Below are 21,485 nucleotides of genomic sequence, written 5' to 3'. Positions count from 1 at the left end.
TCATATAAGGCTGTTACAGATTATGCTTGGTGGATATTAACGGCAATCGCGTTATCGTCACGGATTTTCTTTTTAGCTAAGCGTTTAGTACGGTCAACTACGTCACCGACTAACTGACCGCAAGCTGCGTCAATATCATCACCGCGAGTACGGCGCACAATACAGGTTACACCTGCAGCTTGTAGTACTTTTGAAAAACGGTCGATACGGCTATTACTTGAGCGTGTGTACTCGTTACCCGGGAACGGGTTAAACGGAATAAGGTTTACCTTAGACGGTGTGCCTTTTAACGTTTGTACTAATGCATGCGCTTGGTCAGTGCTGTCGTTAATGCCATTAAGCATAACGTATTCAACAGTTACGTCTTTATTAGCTTTTGAACCGTCGATATAACGACGACACGCCGCTAAAAACTCTTCAATAGGGTACTTTTTATTAACCGGCACTAAAATGTCACGCAGTGCGTTATCTGGTGCATGCAATGAAATAGCCAGTGCTACGTCAATTTTTTCTTTTAGTAAATCAAGTGCAGGTACAACGCCTGACGTACTTAATGTTACGCGGCGCTTAGATAAACCAAAGCCCCAATCGTCCATCATTAGTTCCATTGCTGGCACTACGTTTTTAAGATTAAGTAAAGGCTCGCCCATACCCATCATTACAACATTAGTCACCGGACGCTTTTCGCTATGACCATCAAGGCCTATATCTTTAGCTACACGCCAAACTTGGCCAATAATTTCAGATACTTTTAAGTTACGGTTAAAGCCTTGTTGAGCAGTAGAACAAAAAGTACATTCAAGTGCACAACCCACTTGTGATGATACACATAACGTAGCGCGCTCTTTTTCAGGGATCCAAACGGCTTCTACTTCTTGGCCGCCTTCAAGAATAAGCGCGTACTTAATAGTACCGTCGCTTGCTTGTTGGCGAACTGTTATTTCTGGCGCTACAATTTCGCACTCAGCTTTAAGCTTTTCTTTAAGCTTTTTATTTACGTTAGTCATTTCGTCGAAGTTATCTACGCCAAAATGATAAATCCATTTCATCACCTGGTCACTACGAAACGGCTTTTCACCGAACGATGCAAATAGCTCGCGCATTGCATCTCGGTTTAAATCTAATAAGTTAATCTTTTTTTGCTCGGTCATGAAACAACCTCAATCGGTGACGGTGGAGATAAAAATTTACGAGGACGAATTGTACACAATTCACTCACTTTAATCATTAAGTAAAATATCAAAAAATGCACTTATGGATACTTTGCGTAATGACTAAAAAAGGGCCCGAAAGCCCTTTTCATTTTGTTAACGAATTCGAATTAACGAGTACGTGAACAAAGCTCTTCGTCAGCGAAGAAGTACGCGATTTCGCGAGCAGCAGATTCAACAGCATCAGAACCGTGAACAGCGTTTTCGTCGATGCTATCAGCGTAGTCTGCACGTAAAGTGCCAGCTAGTGCTTCAGCAGGGTTAGTAGCACCCATGATTTCACGGTTTTTAAGAACAGCGTTTTCGCCTTCAAGAACTGTAACCATTACTGGACCAGATGTCATGAAAGATACTAAAGCGCCAAAGAAAGGACGTTCGCTATGTTCTGCGTAGAAACCTTCAGCTTTCTCTTGTGAAAGGTGAACCATTTTAGCTGCAACGATTTTAAGGCCAGCAGTTTCGAAACGGTTGTAGATAGCGCCAATGTGGTTTTTAGCAACTGCATCAGGTTTTACGATTGAGAAAGTACGCTCTAAAGCCATCTTTATGCTCCAATAATTTTAAGTAAAAGTGTGAATATTAACGGGCGCGAATTATACGCGTTTTAAGTGAAAAATCCTAATTTTATTAAAAACCAGTTTGATTGCTGTTTTATGATCTCGATCAAATTTAAATTATTAGCCATATTTATACTGCTGCGCTTGTGTTTATGTATTTTTCAATAACACCAATTTCACTGGATTAATGCTTAATTTTTCAATCAAATTGGTAAAACTCATGCAACTGGTTTAAACCCAGTTCGATGTATGGAGCGCACATGTTACCCGTTATTTCTTCAATGCCTTTTATTCCTGAATTATTATGCCCCGCAGGCAGTTTAAAAAACATGCGCTACGCGTTTGCTTATGGCGCAGATGCGGTTTATGCGGGGCAGCCTCGTTATAGTTTGCGTGTGCGCAATAATGAATTTGACCTAGAGACCCTGCAAATAGGTATTAGTGAAGCGCATGCGCAAAATAAAAAGTTTTATGTGGTGTCTAATATTGCGCCGCATAACGCGAAAGTTAAATCGTATTTACGTGATATAGAGCCAGTTATTGCGATGCAGCCCGATGCGCTGATTATGTCAGACCCTGGTTTAATTATGCTTGTTCGTGAAAAATGGCCTGCGATGCCAATTCACTTATCAGTACAGGCGAATGCGGTCAATTACGCGAGTGTACAATTTTGGGCAAAGCAGGGGATCGAACGGGTTATTTTATCAAGAGAGCTGTCGCTCGAAGAAATAACCGAAATACGCACACTCTGCCCAGACACCGAACTTGAAGTATTTGTTCATGGCGCACTGTGTATGGCGTATTCGGGGCGTTGTTTGCTCTCTGGTTACATAAATAAGCGCGATCCAAATCAAGGCACATGTACTAATGCATGTCGCTGGGATTACGATGTAAAACCTGGTGTTGAGAACGAAACTGGCGAAATGGTACATAAAATTGACCCCAAACAGGTGATTCCTACATTGGGTGAAGGCGCGCCAAGCAACGATGTATTTATTCTTGAGGAACAAGGTCGCCCTGGTGAGTATATGCCTGCGTTTGAGGATGAACACGGCACGTATATTATGAATTCCAAAGATTTACGCGCTGTGCAATACGTAGAGCAGTTAACAAAAATGGGGGTACATAGTTTAAAAATAGAAGGGCGTACTAAGTCATTTTATTATGTGGCGCGCACTGCACAAGTTTATCGTAAAGCAATAGACGATGCGGCTTCGGGTAAACCATTTGATACTAGCTTATTTAAAACATTAGAAAACTTGGCGCATCGTGGTTATACCGAAGGCTTTTTAAAACGCCATGCCCACCAAGATTATCAAAACTATGAATACGGTCACTCTGTATCAACTAAGCAGCAATTTGTGGGTGAAGTACTTGGGCGCTGCGAAAATGGATTAGTTGAAATAGACGTTAAAAATAAATTTTGTACTGGTCACTCTTTAGAGCTTATGACACCACAAGGTAACATTACTTTTACGCTTGAATATATGGAAAACAAAAAGGGCGAAAGTATTAGCGATGCTAAAGGTTCTGGTCACATTGTAAAAATCCCGCTAGATGAGGGCATTAACTTAGATCACGCTATTTTAATGCGTAATCTAGACGCGCACCAAGATACCCGTAATCCGTTCAAAGAGGTCAGTTAGGATCCACTCTAATAACTGCTCAAAGCTATTTTATTAAATAGAGTGACGCTGAGCAGTTATATCTTCATCTGCTATTTTTTAAATACCATTTATGGAATTTATCTTATCATTAATGCTTATTTATAAAATTTTAAAAGCGAATATAATGGATATTCGTACTTAACACGTGTTGTTAAATCGCTCCTCACTGTTACCCCATTACTTTTTAAAGGAATCATTTTTGTATGTGGATAATTTTTGCATTACTCGCAACCGTTTTTTTTGGTGCTCGAGGAGTGTTGTATCAATGGACGTCGCAGAAAAAGATTAACCGTAACTTATTATTATTCGGTGTATTTTTTGTAGGATTTGTTATTAGTGCGCTAGGTACTGTGGTATTTGAACATACATGGTATGGCTGGGCAGACATTACGGTTGGGCTAGCGTTAGGTTTTGGCTCTTTTGCTGCTAATGGTTTGTTGCATAAGGGGTTTTCGGTTGGTAAAGCGTCTTTAATTAGTATTTTATCGGGATTGACGCCTTTGTTTGTCCTTTTATTTGCTTTTTTATTGTGGCAGGAGACCTTAACAACAATTCAATTAATTGGCTTTTTCATTATTTTTGGTGGCCTTTATATCATTCGTTATTCAAGCGATATTTCGTTGAACAACCTACAAGGTGCGCAATGGGGATTACTCGCTGCACTTGCCTTTGCATTTAATGATTTAATGGGTAAGCAATCAACACTTCTTGAGGCCGATACGTTTGCAACGCTAACGTCTATGTTTGGTTTTGGTAGTTTTCTTTTTGCTGTTAGTTGGTTAGTAAAGCGTAAAAAAATGCTAGCAGAGCAAGGCACTTCTCAAGGGTATTGGTCTGCGAGTAAAACATTTTCATACGGGTTACTGATTGGATTAACAAACGTGGCAGGTATGGTGGCAATAATATCGGCTTTTGCAATTGGTAATACAGGGCTCGTTTCGGCAATTTCAGGGATGAACATTTTAATTATTTTATTGTACTCACGCATCATCCTAAAAGAGTCTTTTACACGCCAAGAAGTGATAGGATTAGCAACAGCATTTTTAGGTGTAATTGTACTTAGGCTTAGTTTTTAAACGTTTAAAGCTTTCTTTTTAAAAGCATACATTGCTACTTTTCGTTGAAGTGTTGCAATGTATGCTCTATTAATAGTCGTACCCGATAAGGTACTTGTTTTCTGTCGCGATAAAGCATAGAAAATGGCTGCCCTTCACTTTGCCAGTCAGGAAGAATACGTTTAAGCTCCCCGGCTTCAATAAGAGGCAATGCTATATAATCAGGAATGTAGCTAATGCCTACACCAGACTCAACGGCTTGTTTCATCATTTGAATTTCATCAACTTCTAATCGGACATGCGAGTTTGGATTAAAGCTGTATTCTTCGCTCGTTTGCTGATTTTTTAACTGCCACGGGACTAGCCCAAGGCACGTAACTTTTGGTTGTTCTTCTAATTGCTCCGGATGAGTGATGGGATGATGAGCATAATTTTGGTGAGCACAAAGCAGGTTATGAGTAAGCTTAAGTTCTCTAATAACCCAATTATCGATGGCTGGGTTTCTTACTCTAAACGCGATATCAATCCCTTCTTTTTCAATATCAATAAGATTATTTGAAAAGCGTAAATCTAATTGAATATCGGGATATTGCAGTAAAAACTCACAAAAAATTGCACTTAAAAAGTGTTTACCCATGTAAATGGGTGCAGATATCCTAATTTTTCCTTTAGGTTGGTCTTTCTCATCACAAAGTGCTTGCTCAATACACTCTACTTCGTCAAATAACTTACGATAGCGGTCGTAATATAATTCGCCAGTATGCGTAAGTGTTACCCGATGAGCATCTCGATTTAGTAACGTTAATTGCAGAGCTTGCTCTAATAAACGTATTCTACGGCTTAAAGTTGATAGTGACATACCAAGGTTTATGGATGCTTTTTTAAAGCTACCTAGTTTTACTATGGTGCAAAAGTAACGTAAATCATCAAGAGAATAACTAGCTGCCATCAGAACTACTTTATTATTTAGGATTTAGGCAATATTAACAGCGGCACTTTAAAATTTCATTAGAGATTAAGGGGTAAGAACTGAAGTTAGGCAATAAAATTTTATATAACTTTGATTTCATAATTCTTCATGAAGGTACTGGTAAACAACGTAACTCAATCTGTTCAGCAAATAAATTAAAAGTAGTTTTAAGTCATGCTTGTTAAAGCCATTGAAAATAGATTTACATCAAGTGCTTTATTTAATTAAGTGAATTTATAAGTCGTCTTTTTTGATGAGCCCCTTAAGAATAATGAGAGGCTCCACACAAAAGTGGAGCCTCACTTTTATAATTTAGAAGCGATAACTTGCACCTAAATAAACAGTACGGCCATTAACCGTCGTATTGTACAAACGATCATTGGAGTCTGAATACTGCTCTTCTCGTTCATTAGTCAAATTACTTGCTTCTATAGTGAGCTTTAGCTTTTCATTAACCTGATAAAATGCTGATGCATCTATGTATGTACTGGCATGAAAACCATTTTCGTCTTCATCGCCGTTACCGGCTTGTACCGATGCAATATAGTCACTTCTATAAGCTGCTGCAACGCGTGCGCCCCATGAATCAGAATCGTAATATACTGTAAAGTTGCCCGAATGCTCTGACAGGCCAGGGAATGATTTATATTGATCAATACCTGAATTACCTACATTACGGTACAGTGCTTCACCATCAGCAAATGTATAATTAGCAATAACACCTAAGTTATTAAACGGGGCAGGTAAAAAGTCTAGGTCACGTTGAAAAGCGAGTTCCCAGCCACTAATATCACTTTCATCTAAGTTTTGAGGCTGAATAACAGTAAAAACAGTATTTGATGTTTGCGGATTACCGTTTTCGTCTACGTCGCCTAAAAAGCTAAGAGGATATCCGGTTTGGCTGTATGGGATATCATATGTTTCGGTGATAATGAAGTTATCGATAGATTTATGAAAGTAACTTACGGCCGCATACCCAATGTTTTCAAAATAGTACTCGACTGAAAAGTCGAAGTTAACTGATTCGTAGGGTTTAAGGTTTGGGTTTCCTGAGCTGATACTAAGGCCATTGGTTGATGTGGCATCATTTTGAACAACGCCTGTTGGCACTAATGCACCGAGCGAAGGGCGGGTGAGATTTTCGCCATAGCTTGCACGCAGTACTAAACTGTTATTACTATCCCAAACTAAATTTATAGCAGGCAAAAGTCCTGAGTAGGTGTTTTCAACATCAACTACTTCTCCATTTATTAAACCTACGGCGTTGGTTTTAGTATCGTAATGGCGTACACCAGCATTACCCATTAAATAACCTGAGCCCAATTCCCATTCAGCTTCGTATTGCAAATAAGCCCCAAAGGTTTTTTCTTGTACGTTATCGGTAAAATCAGGATTATCTAAATTAGGATCGATATTCATACTTGCTAGGGTGCCTAGTACATCGACACTTACCCATTGCTGTTTATTGTGCGCGGTATTTGTAAATGTCAGGCTTGGATCTACCGTGTCATCCAGTACGCCATTTTCCCAATCGCTGCGGTTAACGTTATCAGATTTAGTTTCACCGTTTTCACTTTCAAACTTTTTATTAGATACACCGAACTTTATATTTGAAGTATTGTTAAGCGTGTAATTAAAATCTAATTTTATAGAATCAAATGTATTGGTGATTTCTTCTTCAGATATATCAATTTCGTGATAGCGGAACAAACTACTGTCAGTAGGATCAAACCCGTATGTATTTTCCCCATAATAAGCATCCTTGCGATAATCAATAGTTTCATCGCCAAATGTCTCTAGGTAAACTTTAACACTGCCTGTATTGAACTTGGTTTGTGAACGCCCGACTAAGGCGGTCATATTTAAATCTTCTGTAATTTGCCAATCGCTATTTAATACAAACTGACTAATTTGAGTATCAGCATATTGGCTACGGCTTTCTGAATGAATAGCTGCATTTTCAAATACTGAATAAATAGCATCGTTATTTTCGTTTATTTCAAGAGCTGTTAGCTTTGAGCATATTTGCTCGTTGTTATAAGCTGGTCCAGTACAACCAATAGCTGTTGAACTAGAACCTCTATTTTGTAAGTGGTATTCACTGCGGTCATTATTCAGTTCACCATATAGAGCGTCAAAACTAAATTCAAGGTTATTACTCGGGCGATACTGCAGGGCAAGTGTTGTCCCTAGGCGCTCTTGTTGGTTTTCAAATAACGAATAACGGCTACCACGTGAAAAGCTCACTTCTTCGTTGTTAATTTTGTCTTGTAACTCATCTGATAGCTCGGATATATCTGAGCCTGAAGCATTTTTTTTGCGCCAGCGATATGTATTGTAACCTTGCTCATTTACATCACGTTTGCTGTATGCAATTGAAAATAATGCGCCAAATTTATCATCCCAAGTATCTGAGATCAGAGCTGCAAAACGTGGACTAACATCATCAGTTTGTGAATTGTCACCAAGTTGACCTGATATTGCAGTATTAAACCCATCAAAATCAAATGGTTTTGCTGTATGAAGTCCAACAGTTCCACCTATACCACCTTCATCCATTTCGGCAGAGAAGGATTTTTTCACATCAACGCGCTGAAATAACTCAGAAGCAAATATGTTAAAATCAAAAGCGCGTGATCTGCTTACTGAGCCTCGGCTATCCATTGCCGAAGAAGACGTACCCAAAGCCTCCATACCGTTAAGTTGTACTTGTGTAAAGTTTGGCCCTAAACCTCGTAATGAAATTTGTCGGCCTTCGCCACCTTCTCGGGTAATCGCAATGCCAGGAACTCGTTGTAGTGAGTCAGCTAAGTTTAGATCCGGAAAATCAGCAATATCTTCAGCGACAATAGAGTCTTGTGCGCCCACAGCATTTCGTTTTAAATCTTTTGCTTTTAACAAACTGTTGCGATAACCCTGTACAACTATTTCTTCTACTTCTGTTTGAGCAGATTGTTCTGCATACACATAATTAGACGCGCCTAATGAGCTCATTATAGCCGTTGCTAAAAGCGTACGAGATGGTTTGTTCAACATAATGCTTCCTTGGTTTTTAATTTAAAGTTGATTATTAATAAAAGGGTTTGTGCGCACTAAATGACCTTCGTCAAATTGCACCACATAGTTAAAGCGCGCCTGCTGTGGCGAGCTGGGTATAAAATCGGTCGAAATTACTTGTGCGCCGCTATTTTTCGCGGCATTAAATTGGATTGCTCGCTGAGAATTGGTTGCACTTAAGGTTGCATCTGCGCGGGTGCGCACCATGTAACCTTTAAGTACAAGTTGCTGAATTTTATAAAAGTCGCGTGTAGGGTTGTTTACAATCATAAAAGCAGCTTCGGGCTGGTTTTCATCATAATTGGCAAACATGCTTGCCCCTTTTAACGAAGGCCTATTTTGTTTATAAAGTGCCGATTGCTGTGTATTGCCATCAAATAAGAATATGAACTTACCAGCCAAGGCACGTGTACTTGGCCACCCAAACCTAACGACTGTTTGGTTTAAAGATAACGGTATTTTACGTAAGTTATCGGGCGTGAATAATGAGTTAGGTAACGATTTTTGAATTACTTCATCGAGTAAATAATAATCGTTCGGTGTAAATTTAAGTGGATTATTGCCCAGCACTACATCTGATCGCGTTTCTTTTACATTGAGCATTACAATAATAGGAAAGTGCTGCGGGTTTGCCTCTGACCATGTTTTAAGTGTATTCAAACATCCACTAAGCAATACACAATGGCTTTGCACATCAATATCGGGAATGTGCATTACTTTAAATCCAGGGGTAGCTAATTGCTTTTTTTCTAACTCATTAAATAAAGGAGTCGTTGCAAAAGTATTAGGCCAAGGTTTTATGTATAAGTCACCATTAGGGTCTTTTAAAACGTCAATTTCTAAATGGCGAACACCGCTATTTAACTGTTTAATAATGGGAGAGTGACCGTAATCAATACGGGCCATTAGTTTAGGATTTAGAGTGTTTAATTTATTTTTAACGCCTACGTTTAATGTTTTTTTATAGCTGTTATGTGAGCCAATCATTTGAAAGGTATTTAATGGCATAGCGTTAATGCTAGTTACATAACCTGCAAAAATAATAAAAATAAAAAGTGGCATACCACGTCTCAATTGTTGTGTTTGCTATCTAAGAGCGAGCATTTATAAATTAGGGGACACAAAAATATGGATTTAATAAAAGCTTCATAATTGAAAAGCATGTTTATAAAATTTTATGTCCCCTTTTATCCATTACCGCGCTCTAAATAATAAGTTGAGTGAAAACTGGATAAAGCCATCATGATTAGACTCAAAGCACTATGGTTAGCACTATGGATTGGGTTATGTATTACATTTAAAGTGAGTGCTATTGAGTACTTCGAGGTTAAAAGTCAGGAGAAGATGGAGACGGTTAAAGTTGCATTTTTAGCCGATATTCATCTACATGATATTTTTGCTAATTTACATAATACAGACAACATAGAGCTACCAAAGGGTGTAAGGTCAAAGCAACCATTACTGGTGCGAAGTATGTATGCGCAGCTTCACTCAACGCGACTTTTCAATGAAAATTATTTCGTTTTTTTACATGTATTAGATGAGCTAGTAGAAAAAGAAATTAAGCTAGTCGTTTTACCTGGCGATTTTACTGATGACGGCCAACCCATTAATGTAAGGGCTCTGGCACGTATTTTAGGCCATTATGGAAAAAAATATGGGATGCGTTTTTTTGCGATTCCAGGTAATCATGACCCCGTAAAGCCATTTACAACTGTGGCAGGTAAAGCTGACTTCTTAACGGCTCAAGGTAAAGAGTTTGGCGTGTATAGTTATCAACATGAAAAGTGTATTACTAAGCAGTCTGTATGTGATGATGGTTTAAAAAACTGGGGATACACTGAAATATTAAGCACACTTAATGACTTTGGATTTAGCAAACATAAAAGTGACGTGCTATATGAAACACCTTATGAAAACGGGGAGTTTATATGGTGTGACCCTCATGATATGAATCATTGTATAACGATGCCAGATGCGAGCTACTTAGTTGAGCCCATAAAAGGTGTTTGGTTAATGGCAATAGATGCCAATGTGTATGCACCGCAATGGCAAAATTCGCCACTCACTTTTAAGGGGTCGTCTAGTGCCGGCTATAATGCTTTAATTGATGCAAAGCCTTTACTGTTAAAGTGGATAAAAACGGTTGTAAAAAGGTCAAAAGAGCAAAACAAAACACTGATCGCATTTAGTCACTTTCCAATGGGAGAGTTTTACGATAATGCGAATGATGAATTACATAAAGTGTTTAGTCGTGGCCATTTTTCCCTACCTAGAGTGCCTACACCCCGTACAGCAAAAATACTTGCAAATACAGGATTAACACTACATTTTGCAGGGCATATGCATCTAAATGATACGGCGCTGGTAACAAGTAATCGGGACTCACAGTTAGTTAATGTACAAGTGCCAAGTTTAGCTGCTTATAAAGCTGCATATAAGGTTGCAGAGCTAAATTTAGCTAAGCAAACCGCATTGGTAAGTACTCATACATTAGACGATGTTCCTGGTTTTAATGATTTATTTGGTTTATATGAAGAGGAATGGTTATATCGTAATCGGCATAACCTTAGTAACTTTGACCGAACTATTTTGAGCTCAAAAAATTATGGTGATTTTACTAAACAGCATTTATTTGGACTTATTAGTCAGCGTTTTTTAAAACGCGATTGGCCAAAAGATTTAGTGACATGGCTAAACGATAATCACTATTTAGCTGATTGGTTAACAAATATGCAGTGTTTAAATGAAGTACCGCCTAATTTGCTCACTCAGCTTAAAGCAGTATCAACAAAAGAATGGCTTCAAGATTTTTACTTATTACGAAATGGCGATGTAACTGCAGATATAACGCCTCAAAAGCGTATTACTTATCAACAGCTAAATGATTTTTTAGCTAAATCGACATGTAAAACAGATACGCAAACACAGCAATACTTAGCTTTGTTAATAAAAGTAATGGCAAAATTTAGTAAGCATAGCCAAGGTGAGAATTTTAGCGTTGATTTGAAAACGGGGGAGATTACCTAATAGTGATAACTCAACCCCAAGTAATAAGTGCGACCACTTGTGGTTGAGTTGTAGGCTCTTAGTGTTGAATTACTGTATTGTCGCTCTTGTTCATTGCTGAGATTAAATGCGCTAAATTTAAGTTTCCAATGATTAGAAAAATAATAATTTAGGTTTGCATCCCAATAAACAGTCGGCATAAACCCTGTTTCGTTTTCATCGAGCAAAAGACTGCCTGCCCGAACTAAATATTTATCTCTAAAAATAGCGCCTAGTTTAAAATTGAACTTAGGGTGATCGTAAAAGATCATACTTGAGGCGGTTATTTTAGATAAAAAAGGTAGGTTTTTTTTAAATAAAGCTGAGCCATTATTTGAGTCGTAATACGTGACTTTGCCTTTATTGTAAGTTGTTTGTAGGTTGATACCCCAGTCAGAATTATGTATTAAATAATTTAAACTTATTTCCGCTCCCCACTGATAAGCTGATTCTGCATTACTTAGCCAAAGGTTATTAATATCGGGGGTTGTAGACTCTGAAGTTTTTGATAAGGGGACTTGCGTTGTAACTATGTAATCATCCAAATCTTTATAAAAGAGTGATATATTAAACGTACTACGACTACTAAAATCTGCTTCTAAGGAAATATCGGTATTATAAGATAAGTAAGGTTTTAGACTTGAGTTAAATGTATATTTTGTATTATTTGGGGTATCGTTTGAACCATTAAAACTTAGTGAGTTCAGTAATGGTTTTGAATAGTTTTTAGAAAGTCCTACACGTAATCGCCATTTATCGTTTATAAAATATGATCCATTAAAAGTTGGAAGCCAAAGGCTATATGAAATAGGAGAGTAAGGGGCTTGAGTGTGAGATGTTATGGATTCTGCTTGGTAACGCAAACCTATATGAGCTTCCCATTGTGCCTGCTCTGTGCTTATTAAAGTATAAGCTCCTCTGCTATATTCTTGTATATGCTCAGCTTCAGTGGTAATTGATGAGCTATTGTTTTGTATATTAAATGGGTCGATGCCATAAAGTTTAAGTGCTTCATTGGTGTTTATTTTTAACCATTGTAGGCTTTTATGTGCATGTTGCGATGAAACATACGACGCAGGAAGGTCAGTTAATTGTTGTGGTGTATTAGTTAATTCATTTAAAAAAATATCGTTTTGCTGTGCGTTATACATTTTATTTTCAAACAGAGTCCAATCAGCTCCAAATTGAAGGGTGATTAAACTATTAATGTCATATTGAAAATCTAATTTTGCGAAGGTGTACTCACTATTTGAATTGTATTGTTCTATATCACCATGATGCATTTGCCACATTGTAGGATTTTTTAAATTTTCACTGTAGTTAATATCTGCATAAAATGGAGTTTTACGATAATCAATCGTAACGTCACTTATGCCTTGGGTATAAATCTTATTGCTGTAAGGAATGTCATACTTTGATTGTTCTTTTCCTAATATGGCGCTTACTTTCCAATTTGTATTCACTTGTTGCGTAAGTGATAGCACACCTTGCTGATATGCCGTATTTATTTCTTGGGTTCTACTTTCGGTTGCGACTCGTGCATTTTCGTAACGTGCATACACTAGCTCATTATTTTCATTCGTTTGAATGTCTGTAATTGTTGTTAGCCCTTTAATTATAGGCGTAGACTGCTCCCCTCTAGGGTATAAATGATATTCATGCCTATCCCCTTTTAAAAACCCTGAGAGCATATCAAAATCAAAATGGGTGGTTTCATTTTTATACTCTACAGATAGATTTGCCCCAAATCGCTGCTGTGTAGCTTGCCATACCGAGTACCGATTACCACGAGGAACTATATAATCGCCTTGAGTCAAATGCAGTGCTTGTGATTGGGTTAAAGCCGATAGGTCAGCCCCATCTATTGCAATATTACGCCAGCGAAATGTATTAGCACCTTGCTCTAACGACTCTCTGGTTGTGTATGCAACGCTTGCAAGTACCCCCCAATTATTCCACGTGTTAGAAATTAAGCTTGAATAGCGTTTTGCGCCTGTACCCACATAGTCGTTGTAGCCAACTTCTGGGGTAATAATAAATTTAAACCCCTCATTATCTAGAGGGTTTATAGTTTGTAATGCCATTGTTCCAGATATTCCACCTGCAATTTTATCGGCGGAATATGCTTTAATTACATGGATTTGTTTAAAAAGCTCGGCAGGTAAAATATTGAAATCGAAAGAACGATCGCGCTGTTTTTGCACTCGGCTATCCATAGGTGAATCATTATTTGCTAACACAGGCATACCGTTGAGTGTCACCAAACTAAAATCAGGATAGTTACCTCGTATTGATACTTGGCGACCTTCGCCTGCTTCGCGAGTAATTGCTACGCCAGGAATATACTGTAAGGCCTCGGCCAAGTTAGTATTGGGAATATCGGTAATATCTTGTGCTGAAATTGCTTCACTAATCGTTTTATTATTGTGTTTTAAATTTCGTGAGCTAGCTAATGAATAGCGAATACCCTTTACTGTTATTTCTTCAAGTATTTCGCTATTGGTTGTTATTTTTTTTTGAAAAATAACAAAACCCTTGTCTTGAATTTTATATGTTAACTCGCTGCCTCTTAATAAAAAATCTAGTGCTTGAGCAAGTGTATGATCGCCCACTAAGGTGGACGTAGTTTTGTCGTTGATAAGTGAAGGGTTACTACTAAAAGAGACTGCATATGCATTTGCTACCTCTCTTAAGCTATCACTGAGAGAACCCGCTGGTATATAAATAAAGGTATTTATATTTTTTGCCGCACTAGGCAACGTTGTTAAACAACTAGCACCGATAAAAAAGTACACTAAAATACTTTTATTTAATGTACGTACCTGTTTTAGCATAATCATTTAATCAAAGTAATACAGTCATATTTTTTACTCATTTAAGGTAACGTTAAATGAAGTACGTTGTTCTTCTTATCTACTTTCCAGTTATAAGTTGATGCAATGAGCATAAGGCTTTGTTTTGGCGTTTCGAGATTAAATCGCCCGCTAATTAGTGTATTATTTAGTGTGTTATCTACTTTAATTACCATAGGGCTGTAACGCTGCAATTGTTTAATAACACTGGTTAGAGGTTCTTTTTCTGCATCAATCCAACCCATTCGCCAAGCAGGGAGCTGTGCTAACTGCTGGCTATAATCTACAGTTATATGGCCATTTTTTATAACAGCTTGTTGAGAGGGAGTTAATATCACTTTATCTAAAGCCGACACTTCTACTTTGCCTTCGTACACAGTTACCACTACTTCATCTTTATTGCGTTCTACATCAAAAGAAGTACCCAGTACTTTAATGCTTGCTTGTCCTGAATTTATTATAAATGGCCGTGTTTTATCTTTGGCTACATCAAAAAAAACCTGTCCTTTTTTTAATTCGATTTGCCTTGAGTGTGGTAGCAAGTGAGCAGTTAACGCACTATCTGCATTTAAGTGCAAATATGAACCGTCATCTAATAACTGCGATACGCGTTTACCTAAATGCGCTTCTAAAAGCTGAGGCAGGCTAGATTTAACTGCGGTTTTTGCAATAGGTGTTGGTGTAAATGTCTGTTGAGATATAGCAAGCCAGTACACTGCAAAAGCAATAGCGCTAAAACTAGCTGCTAAGGCGAGCATAGAGAAAGTCCTAGAGCGTTTAGCATTAGGCGTAATTATTGGAGTCGGTAAACTATTTTGATTAGTGTAAATGTGTAGAGCCTGTTTAACAGCAGGATCGCCAAATACATTGGCTATTTTTTCAAATGCATTCTTATTTTCTGTGCATTTTAACCAAAGCGATAGTTCTTCACGGTCATGATCATTTAAATCATTAATCCGATCTACCCAATCTGCTGCCTGTTCTAAGCGTTGTTCGTTCATTAAAAACCTAACCTGCGTTGATTAAATATAAAGAGCGTAAAAGTGTAATAAAGGGGACATTTTTATTGATTTTTTTCAATGCTAAGCGTTATTTGTATCATTGCGCGCGTAATATGTTTTTTTACAGATTCTTGGCTCATATTTAACTGCAGACTAATTTCTTCGCGACTTAATCCGTCAATACGTCGAAGCTTAAATACTTTTCTTCTTAAAGGTGGTAACTCTTGCAACGCACTTTTAACGAGCTCGAGCTTTTGCTCTGTAATAGACTGCGCCTCTGGATCGCTATTATCATTTGTAAAAAGCTCAATATCTTCTGCATTATTTGGTTGGTTTTTATTTTTTTGCCAATCACTATACATAACAGACTTTGCGACTTGATTTATGTACGCCTGGAAGTTTTCAATTTCTGATGCGTCATTTCTATTTAATGTTCTTAGTAGAGCTTCTTGCACAAGATCGTCTACGTCATCTGTATTATTGGTTCGACGACTAATGAATTTACGAATATGGCTGATAACGTTTTTTACATCGCTTTGTTCAGAAGAAATATTTAAATTCGATGGCAGGGGGCTTTTAAAAGTCTTCATTACTCAGTCTAGAATTTTATTTTAAATAAATACTAAGTGAATAATATGACCAATTGATTACAGGTACGCTTGGTAAGTCAAAGAATGTAATTAAGAAAAAAGTTTACTTGGTTTGTTGTATTTACTGTGCTCTGTACCAAGATAGTTATCGGTATTATTAGAAATACAGTCAAAATAATAACCGTAGCATGAAGATTATGTTTATATATGGTATTTGAATTTGTATAAAATCTGTTTATTTTCCTTAAACGCAAACGATCTGATTTACTTAGGGCGCTTTTTTATTTTGCGGAAGCGAGGCCGTTTAAATGTCCAAGTATTTAACTTGTCAATGCAATAAACCGTTACTAGAGCATAGAAGATAAAGGATACATTATAAGTTTTACAGAATTACTCAGTAATGATGATCTCCTAATTAAGTATCATCAAAATTTTATCTTTTTAGAATTATTTGGTCGTGTTTTTTAAATTCATCTTATTACTTTATTTTCTATCAATTCAAATGCCTATGTATTATTGTATCTATGGTTCGATGTAATTCGGATAAAATTGACCATAACACAGTTCTAAACTTTAGTTATACAAGGATTTTAATAGAAGTATGGAAAGTAATAATGAGCCTTCGAACATCAATGAAAATGTTGAGACTGTAGAAGTAGAAAATCAAGATAACCCTCTCTCCCAGAATCAATTAATACAGCAATGGCGAGTAAACCTTGCATCCCTAAAAAAAGACACAGGGTTTGAAGTACCTAAAGAACTCGATAAAAGTGATGAAAAGGTAACTACCGCGCTAGATGCAATAGCGTATTTAGATAAAAAAAATACCTTACTTGACGAAAATGAAGATTTTCAGTTATCAGACGATGGCTTTGCAACATATAAAGCCAAACATATGATTGCTTTTGAATATTTATCACAGCTAAAAAAGCCTGATTTAATTAGAAACTCAGCAAAGTTTTACTTTTTTTCAAGGGCTAAGCAAATAGAGCAGTTGTTAAAACCTAATCGTTGGGTTCACTCGTTATTTCACCTTTTAATTACGCTAGTGGTTATTTTATTACTCGGGGTTATTAGCTTATTAGTGTTAGTTAAAACTCAGGATAATTTGTTCGTTAAGTTACTGATAGGCTGGTTTTGGATTGTAAATATCAAAACTTTGAGTAATTTAATTTCGAAATATAAAAAATCAGCTATTACCCCTTTTCGCTTTAGTGTCAGCTTAACAGGCATTCATTCATTAAACGTACTAATAAAAGTAAGTCTACTAGGCTTTATTCCTTTTCTTATAATGAGTAAATATAACGCTTATTGGATTGATGACGTCATAATAATTACCTTATTTATTATTTGCCTAATTAATTTTAAACCTGACGAAAAACCATTAGAGCAAGTAGTTGAAAAAGACTTAACAAAAGCAGGCACAGCCAATGTTTAAAGGGTTTATATTCGTCATATTCATTCTTTTCAGCTCAAGCATTTTAGCGAAAATTGATATAGACCTTGCGTGTAAAGAAAAAAAAGAGCAACAACGCTCACTATTAGAAAAGCTTTCAACTTCTGTGACTGAAGCACACTTAGCGGGGCAGTGCACTGGTTATTACTCATTAAACAGGAGTGATTTTAAATGGAAAGAATATTGTTCAGAATTTTTAGAACAAAAGGAATCACTACTGGGTTCTTTAAGCACATCCCTTAAAGAAGCCAACTTAGCAGGCATGTGTGTTGGTGCAATTTATAGAGTAGCAAAGCGGTGTAAAGTAGATACTTACAAAATTAATTACGCATACATTGCTAGAGGGGCTTTAACTGTTCATAAAGTAGAGCAACGTCTTGGTTGTTATGGTGAGCAGTATGGCTGGTAAAAATAAAAGTATTGCAGCGGTTGCCTGTCAAGCCTTAGGAATTGACCGCAACTTATTGCCAGAGCGGTTAAGAAGTCGTTTAAATTATTACGTTAAAGATAAAAATCTCAAAGCTAAACTACTTGATGAGGAAGATATAAAATCTGAGTCAATCGATTATGTGCCAAAGCCTATTAAAGCAGGTAATCATATATTTATTCGTAATCTGGTTATTCTAGATACGTTGTTTGAAGATAAAAAATTAGTTGTAAATTGGCTCAATGGCGAAAAAATAAATACTGAAAGATTTGAGCAGTTTGCCAAGGAGTGGAAGGCTAAAAAATTGCTCTTTCAAGCACTAGATAAGCGTATTGTTGATTTAAGGCTTTTTCTATCAGATGAAAATATAGATTGGTCACAAGATCAAATTCCATATCCATTTAATGAAGGCCAATATAGTTCATTGGAGATGATTGCTAATTCTATTGAGTTTAATACGCAACCGAGCCCATTTGATTTAGCACTTAAAGCCGTGATCGAAGGCGAGTTTGGTGTTCTAGGTAAACTAATTACTAAAAACCCAGATGCGTTTATTAGCGAACAGGGGCAATGGCTAGTAACTCTATACAACACTAAAAAAGCAGAATACGAAGAATATAGTTTATTGCTAAATAAATATTAAAATATTTACTGCCTTCCCTTTTTTGTGAATTTCACAGATTGATACTTGCTCCTGAAGTCACCGCGCACTGTGGTGATATTAGGAGATTTTAATGTACCATTTAATTCTTTTTTCATTACTCAATGAAACCAATGAACTTTCATCAGCAGATGCGGCTGTGAAAACAACGTTATTGAACCTTTTGTTAGGAGGTTCACATGAATAATTCTTTTGATGAATTAGTCATTAATTATCACGTTACAGAAGTATGTAATTACTCATGCAAATTTTGCTATGCAAAGTGGGACCGTCCCAACGAAATACAAGCTAATGGCCAAGACGCAGAGTTAATGCTTGAAAAATTAGCTAATTACTTTTTTGACGATAATACCAACCAAGTAAAAGCAGTTTTCCCTTATAAAAGTGTGCGTATCAATTTTGCAGGAGGCGAGCCGCTAATTCTTAAAAAACGTTTTGCAAAGTTAATTATAAAGACAAAGTCACTCGGCTTTAATTTATCACTAATTACCAATGGCCATTACCTAACAGACTCATTTATAGACAACTATGGTGCCATGTTTTCAATGATTGGGATCAGTTTTGATAGCCAATTTTCAACTGCACGTGAAGATATTGGCCGAATAGATCGTAAAGGGGAGTCTTTTGGAAGTCACGATTTAATTAAAGCAGTTACACAGCTTCGTAACGTTAATCCATCCATCACAATAAAGGTCAACACCGTTGTTAACAGCCTTAATTACCAAGAGTCATTCGAGCAGTTAATAGCAGACATAAAACCCGAAAAATGGAAGGTTTTTCAGGTGCTTCCTGTATTAAATAACAACTTATTAGTTTCTGATAAGCAGTTTTCGGGGTTTATAAAACGCCATGCTTCATTAAAAGAAGTCATGGTGGCAGAAGACAACGAAGCAATGACAAATTCTTATTTAATGATTAATCCTCAAGGGCGTTTTTATCAAAATAGCGCAACTCAAAATGGATACGTTTATGGTGATTTAATTTTAGATGTAGCAGTAGAGCAAGCCTTAGAGATCTGTGAGATAAATTGGGAGACGTTTACTAGCCGATATAAAAAGGACAATAAGATTAGCCTCCTTAGTAATAGCGAGTATCAGATTAAAAATAACGCCGCGTTAAAACAGGGAGTATCAGCATGAGCACTATAAATAATGATGAACAATTTGCAGCATTGTTTAAAGAGTCCATTGCTTCAGATTACAAAAATGCACTATTACTAATGAACGTAAGCCCTGATGTGAGTCTGTTTAAGTTTCGTAAAATACTTGAAACCTTATGCTTACTATATGCGCAGCGCCATAGTTATGAATTTACTAATAAAAACTTATGGGAGCAAATAAATGAACTAGCAGATATCTGCGCAATTCATGGAGCTGATAGAGAGCTATTTCATGGTGTTAGAGAGTTAACAAACGATGGAGTACATAATAAGGAGTTAAGTAACGAGGTATTACTAAGTAAGGCGTTAGCCTCAAGAACAAAAGTATTAGATTTACTGGAAAGTGCTTATCTGAGCTTAGGGCTTGGTGAGCGCATACCTAAATACGAGCTAATAAATGTGGGAGGCCAAGAACATAAAGACTTATGGTTTAACTGTTTAAGCTCTTGTGATTATAAAGAGTATTTAAGTTTAGGTATTTTCTACGAAGAAATGGGTGATGCTTTTGAAAGCCAAGCGTTAGATGATAAATCTTTTATTGTGCGCGCACAGACTATGTATTCTTTTGCCGCTGAGTCTTATAAAAGTGCTTTTCAACTTTGTTCAAAAAAAACGATAACTGATATTATTAGCTCTGATGATAAACAAATTAGTATTGCTCAAGAAAGTCATCAAATTCTATTCAAATATGCTCTTTTATGCCTCAATAATAAAGTAGATAACCTGCATATTACTGAGGTGGCAATATTACTAAATGCATTAGCGAAAAGAGGTTTTTACGCTGCTTACGCTTATTTGGGCTGGTGCCATTACTTAAGTGAAGACTATAAAAAAGCACATAAATACCTTACCCACAAAAAGGCTGAGCATTCTGTTTTTCTATATCAAAGGCTAGGTGTTTTATATTCTTCAGGTAAAGCTTGTCAAACTAATAGTGATAAAGCCGTTGAAAGTTTTAAAAAAGCAGTAAGTCTAGGTTGCAATAAAGCAATGTTTGAACTAGGTAAGTTATACCACCGAGGTAAGTTAGTTAAAAAAGATGACGAACTAGCTCAAAAATACTTATACCAAGCGATTGCTACTGGTAACTTAGATGCAGCAATGTATTTCAATGAAAAATACTTAGAAATGCGTAAATTTATTTCAGAACTACAAGTAATACGCGAATCTTTCGGTGCGAAATTAATAGATGAGCTACAAAAAACAAGTGCTAAAACGATTAAACAGGGTCGAAATGAATCTTGTTTATGCGGCTCTAATTTAAAGTATAAAAATTGCTGCGGGAAATAATATACATACAATTATTCATAGGATTAAGTGGTTATATTTGATTCATGAATAATTGCAGCACCCTTTAAAGGGTAAACCTTAAATTAAAAACGAGAGTTACTGTCTCTCGTTTTTTAGTTCTACCTTTTATTTTGCTTATTAACCCTATTTTATATAGCATCACTAAATAGCATGAAACGCGTTGAATCAACGAGTTGTGCGCACTCATAGCGTAGTATTTAGGGATGGTTTAAGTTATGGATAAAAGAAAGCTCAGCGAAACCGATATAATCAGTAAGTTTATTCTACTTGCCTTTAAAACGGTTAATCAAACTCATATAGGTTCATTACTAGTTACAGCTCCTCTTTTAGAAGAGCTGCAACGCATTGTCGCCAAAGTCGATGAGCTATTAACGTTATGCGACCAACTTAAAGCCCGTTTAACCGACGCACAAACCACTAAACTTCACCTAACCGACGCCATAGTCGAACAGGCGTTGTAATT

At 36.8% G+C, this 21,485-nt stretch carries 17 protein-coding genes; 9 read left to right on the top strand and 8 right to left on the bottom strand.

All coding sequences use genetic code 11. The features are described 5' to 3' along the window. Positions 1–20 precede the first annotated feature (20 nt). Both JG479_RS19430 and ndk read right to left on the bottom strand, forming a co-directional pair. Positions 21–1,151 (bottom strand): bifunctional tRNA (adenosine(37)-C2)-methyltransferase TrmG/ribosomal RNA large subunit methyltransferase RlmN, encoded by a 1,131-nt coding sequence (locus tag JG479_RS19430; RefSeq protein ID WP_002961289.1) that lies wholly within the window; start codon positions 1,149–1,151, stop codon positions 21–23. Positions 1,152–1,321: 170 nt separating this feature from the next. Then, on the bottom strand, positions 1,322–1,753 hold the full coding sequence (gene ndk, locus JG479_RS19425; RefSeq protein ID WP_002961288.1) for a nucleoside-diphosphate kinase: 432 nt from the start codon (positions 1,751–1,753) through the stop codon (positions 1,322–1,324). Between the two features lie 275 nt (positions 1,754–2,028). Between ndk and trhP the strand changes: the two genes are divergently transcribed. After that, entirely contained in the window at positions 2,029–3,414 is a 1,386-nt protein-coding gene (trhP, locus tag JG479_RS19420; RefSeq protein WP_200220477.1) for a prephenate-dependent tRNA uridine(34) hydroxylase TrhP, read from the top strand. Between the two features lie 224 nt (positions 3,415–3,638). After that, on the top strand, positions 3,639–4,511 hold the full coding sequence (locus JG479_RS19415) for an EamA family transporter (protein ID WP_138490226.1): 873 nt from the start codon (positions 3,639–3,641) through the stop codon (positions 4,509–4,511). Between the two features lie 34 nt (positions 4,512–4,545). Here JG479_RS19415 and JG479_RS19410 read toward each other — a convergent pair whose 3' ends face one another. From JG479_RS19410 to JG479_RS19400, 3 genes are all read right to left on the bottom strand, one after another. Continuing rightward, positions 4,546–5,439, bottom strand: a complete 894-nt coding sequence (locus JG479_RS19410) for a LysR family transcriptional regulator (protein ID WP_200220476.1) — start codon at positions 5,437–5,439, stop codon at positions 4,546–4,548. A gap of 333 nt (positions 5,440–5,772) precedes the next feature. Beyond that, on the bottom strand, positions 5,773–8,496 hold the full coding sequence (locus JG479_RS19405; RefSeq protein WP_200220475.1) for a TonB-dependent receptor: 2,724 nt from the start codon (positions 8,494–8,496) through the stop codon (positions 5,773–5,775). Positions 8,497–8,517: 21 nt separating this feature from the next. Continuing rightward, positions 8,518–9,579: a Ca2+-dependent phosphoinositide-specific phospholipase C gene (locus JG479_RS19400; RefSeq protein WP_200220474.1), complete on the bottom strand. Its 1,062-nt coding sequence runs from the start codon at positions 9,577–9,579 to the stop codon at positions 8,518–8,520. Between the two features lie 180 nt (positions 9,580–9,759). Between JG479_RS19400 and JG479_RS19395 the strand changes: the two genes are divergently transcribed. Continuing rightward, positions 9,760–11,547: a metallophosphoesterase family protein gene (locus JG479_RS19395; protein WP_234047910.1), complete on the top strand. Its 1,788-nt coding sequence runs from the start codon at positions 9,760–9,762 to the stop codon at positions 11,545–11,547. Here JG479_RS19395 and JG479_RS19390 read toward each other — a convergent pair. The 3 genes from JG479_RS19390 to JG479_RS19380 all read right to left on the bottom strand — a co-directional run bounded on the left by JG479_RS19390 (position 11,544) and on the right by JG479_RS19380 (position 16,008). Further along, entirely contained in the window at positions 11,544–14,399 is a 2,856-nt protein-coding gene (locus tag JG479_RS19390) for a TonB-dependent receptor (protein WP_200220473.1), read from the bottom strand. The genes JG479_RS19395 and JG479_RS19390 overlap by 4 nt on opposite strands. A gap of 41 nt (positions 14,400–14,440) precedes the next feature. Continuing rightward, a complete protein-coding gene (locus JG479_RS19385; protein WP_200220472.1) occupies positions 14,441–15,418 on the bottom strand; it encodes a FecR family protein in 978 nt (325 codons plus the stop codon). Positions 15,419–15,480: 62 nt separating this feature from the next. Then, positions 15,481–16,008 (bottom strand): RNA polymerase sigma factor, encoded by a 528-nt coding sequence (locus JG479_RS19380; protein ID WP_234047909.1) that lies wholly within the window; start codon positions 16,006–16,008, stop codon positions 15,481–15,483. A gap of 601 nt (positions 16,009–16,609) precedes the next feature. Between JG479_RS19380 and JG479_RS19375 the strand changes: the two genes are divergently transcribed. From JG479_RS19375 to JG479_RS20245, 6 genes are all read left to right on the top strand, one after another. Then, the gene (locus JG479_RS19375; protein ID WP_200220471.1) at positions 16,610–17,446 is read left to right on the top strand and encodes a hypothetical protein; all 837 of its coding nucleotides are present in this window, start codon (positions 16,610–16,612) and stop codon (positions 17,444–17,446) included. Continuing rightward, positions 17,439–17,873: a hypothetical protein gene (locus JG479_RS19370; protein WP_200220470.1), complete on the top strand. Its 435-nt coding sequence runs from the start codon at positions 17,439–17,441 to the stop codon at positions 17,871–17,873. The genes JG479_RS19375 and JG479_RS19370 overlap by 8 nt, the downstream gene beginning before the upstream one ends. Then, complete coding sequence (locus JG479_RS19365) at positions 17,863–18,534, top strand: hypothetical protein (RefSeq protein WP_200220469.1); 672 nt, start codon at positions 17,863–17,865, stop codon at positions 18,532–18,534. Before JG479_RS19370 ends, JG479_RS19365 begins: the two co-directional genes overlap by 11 nt. 197 nt (positions 18,535–18,731) lie before the next feature. Beyond that, positions 18,732–19,691 (top strand): viperin family antiviral radical SAM protein, encoded by a 960-nt coding sequence (locus JG479_RS19360; RefSeq protein ID WP_200220468.1) that lies wholly within the window; start codon positions 18,732–18,734, stop codon positions 19,689–19,691. Next, the gene (locus JG479_RS19355) at positions 19,688–21,001 is read left to right on the top strand and encodes a DUF4145 domain-containing protein (protein WP_200220467.1); all 1,314 of its coding nucleotides are present in this window, start codon (positions 19,688–19,690) and stop codon (positions 20,999–21,001) included. Before JG479_RS19360 ends, JG479_RS19355 begins: the two co-directional genes overlap by 4 nt. Positions 21,002–21,237: 236 nt before the next feature. Beyond that, the gene (locus JG479_RS20245) at positions 21,238–21,483 is read left to right on the top strand and encodes a hypothetical protein (protein ID WP_325101150.1); all 246 of its coding nucleotides are present in this window, start codon (positions 21,238–21,240) and stop codon (positions 21,481–21,483) included. The last annotated feature ends 2 nt before the right edge of the window (positions 21,484–21,485 follow it).

It is taken from the genome of Pseudoalteromonas sp. LC2018020214, assembly GCF_016598755.1.
GTDB classification, from domain to species: Bacteria; Pseudomonadota; Gammaproteobacteria; order Enterobacterales; family Alteromonadaceae; genus Pseudoalteromonas; species Pseudoalteromonas distincta.
The sequence above is the reverse complement of the archived record's forward strand: the minus strand, read 5'-3'. Positions and strand labels throughout refer to the sequence as shown.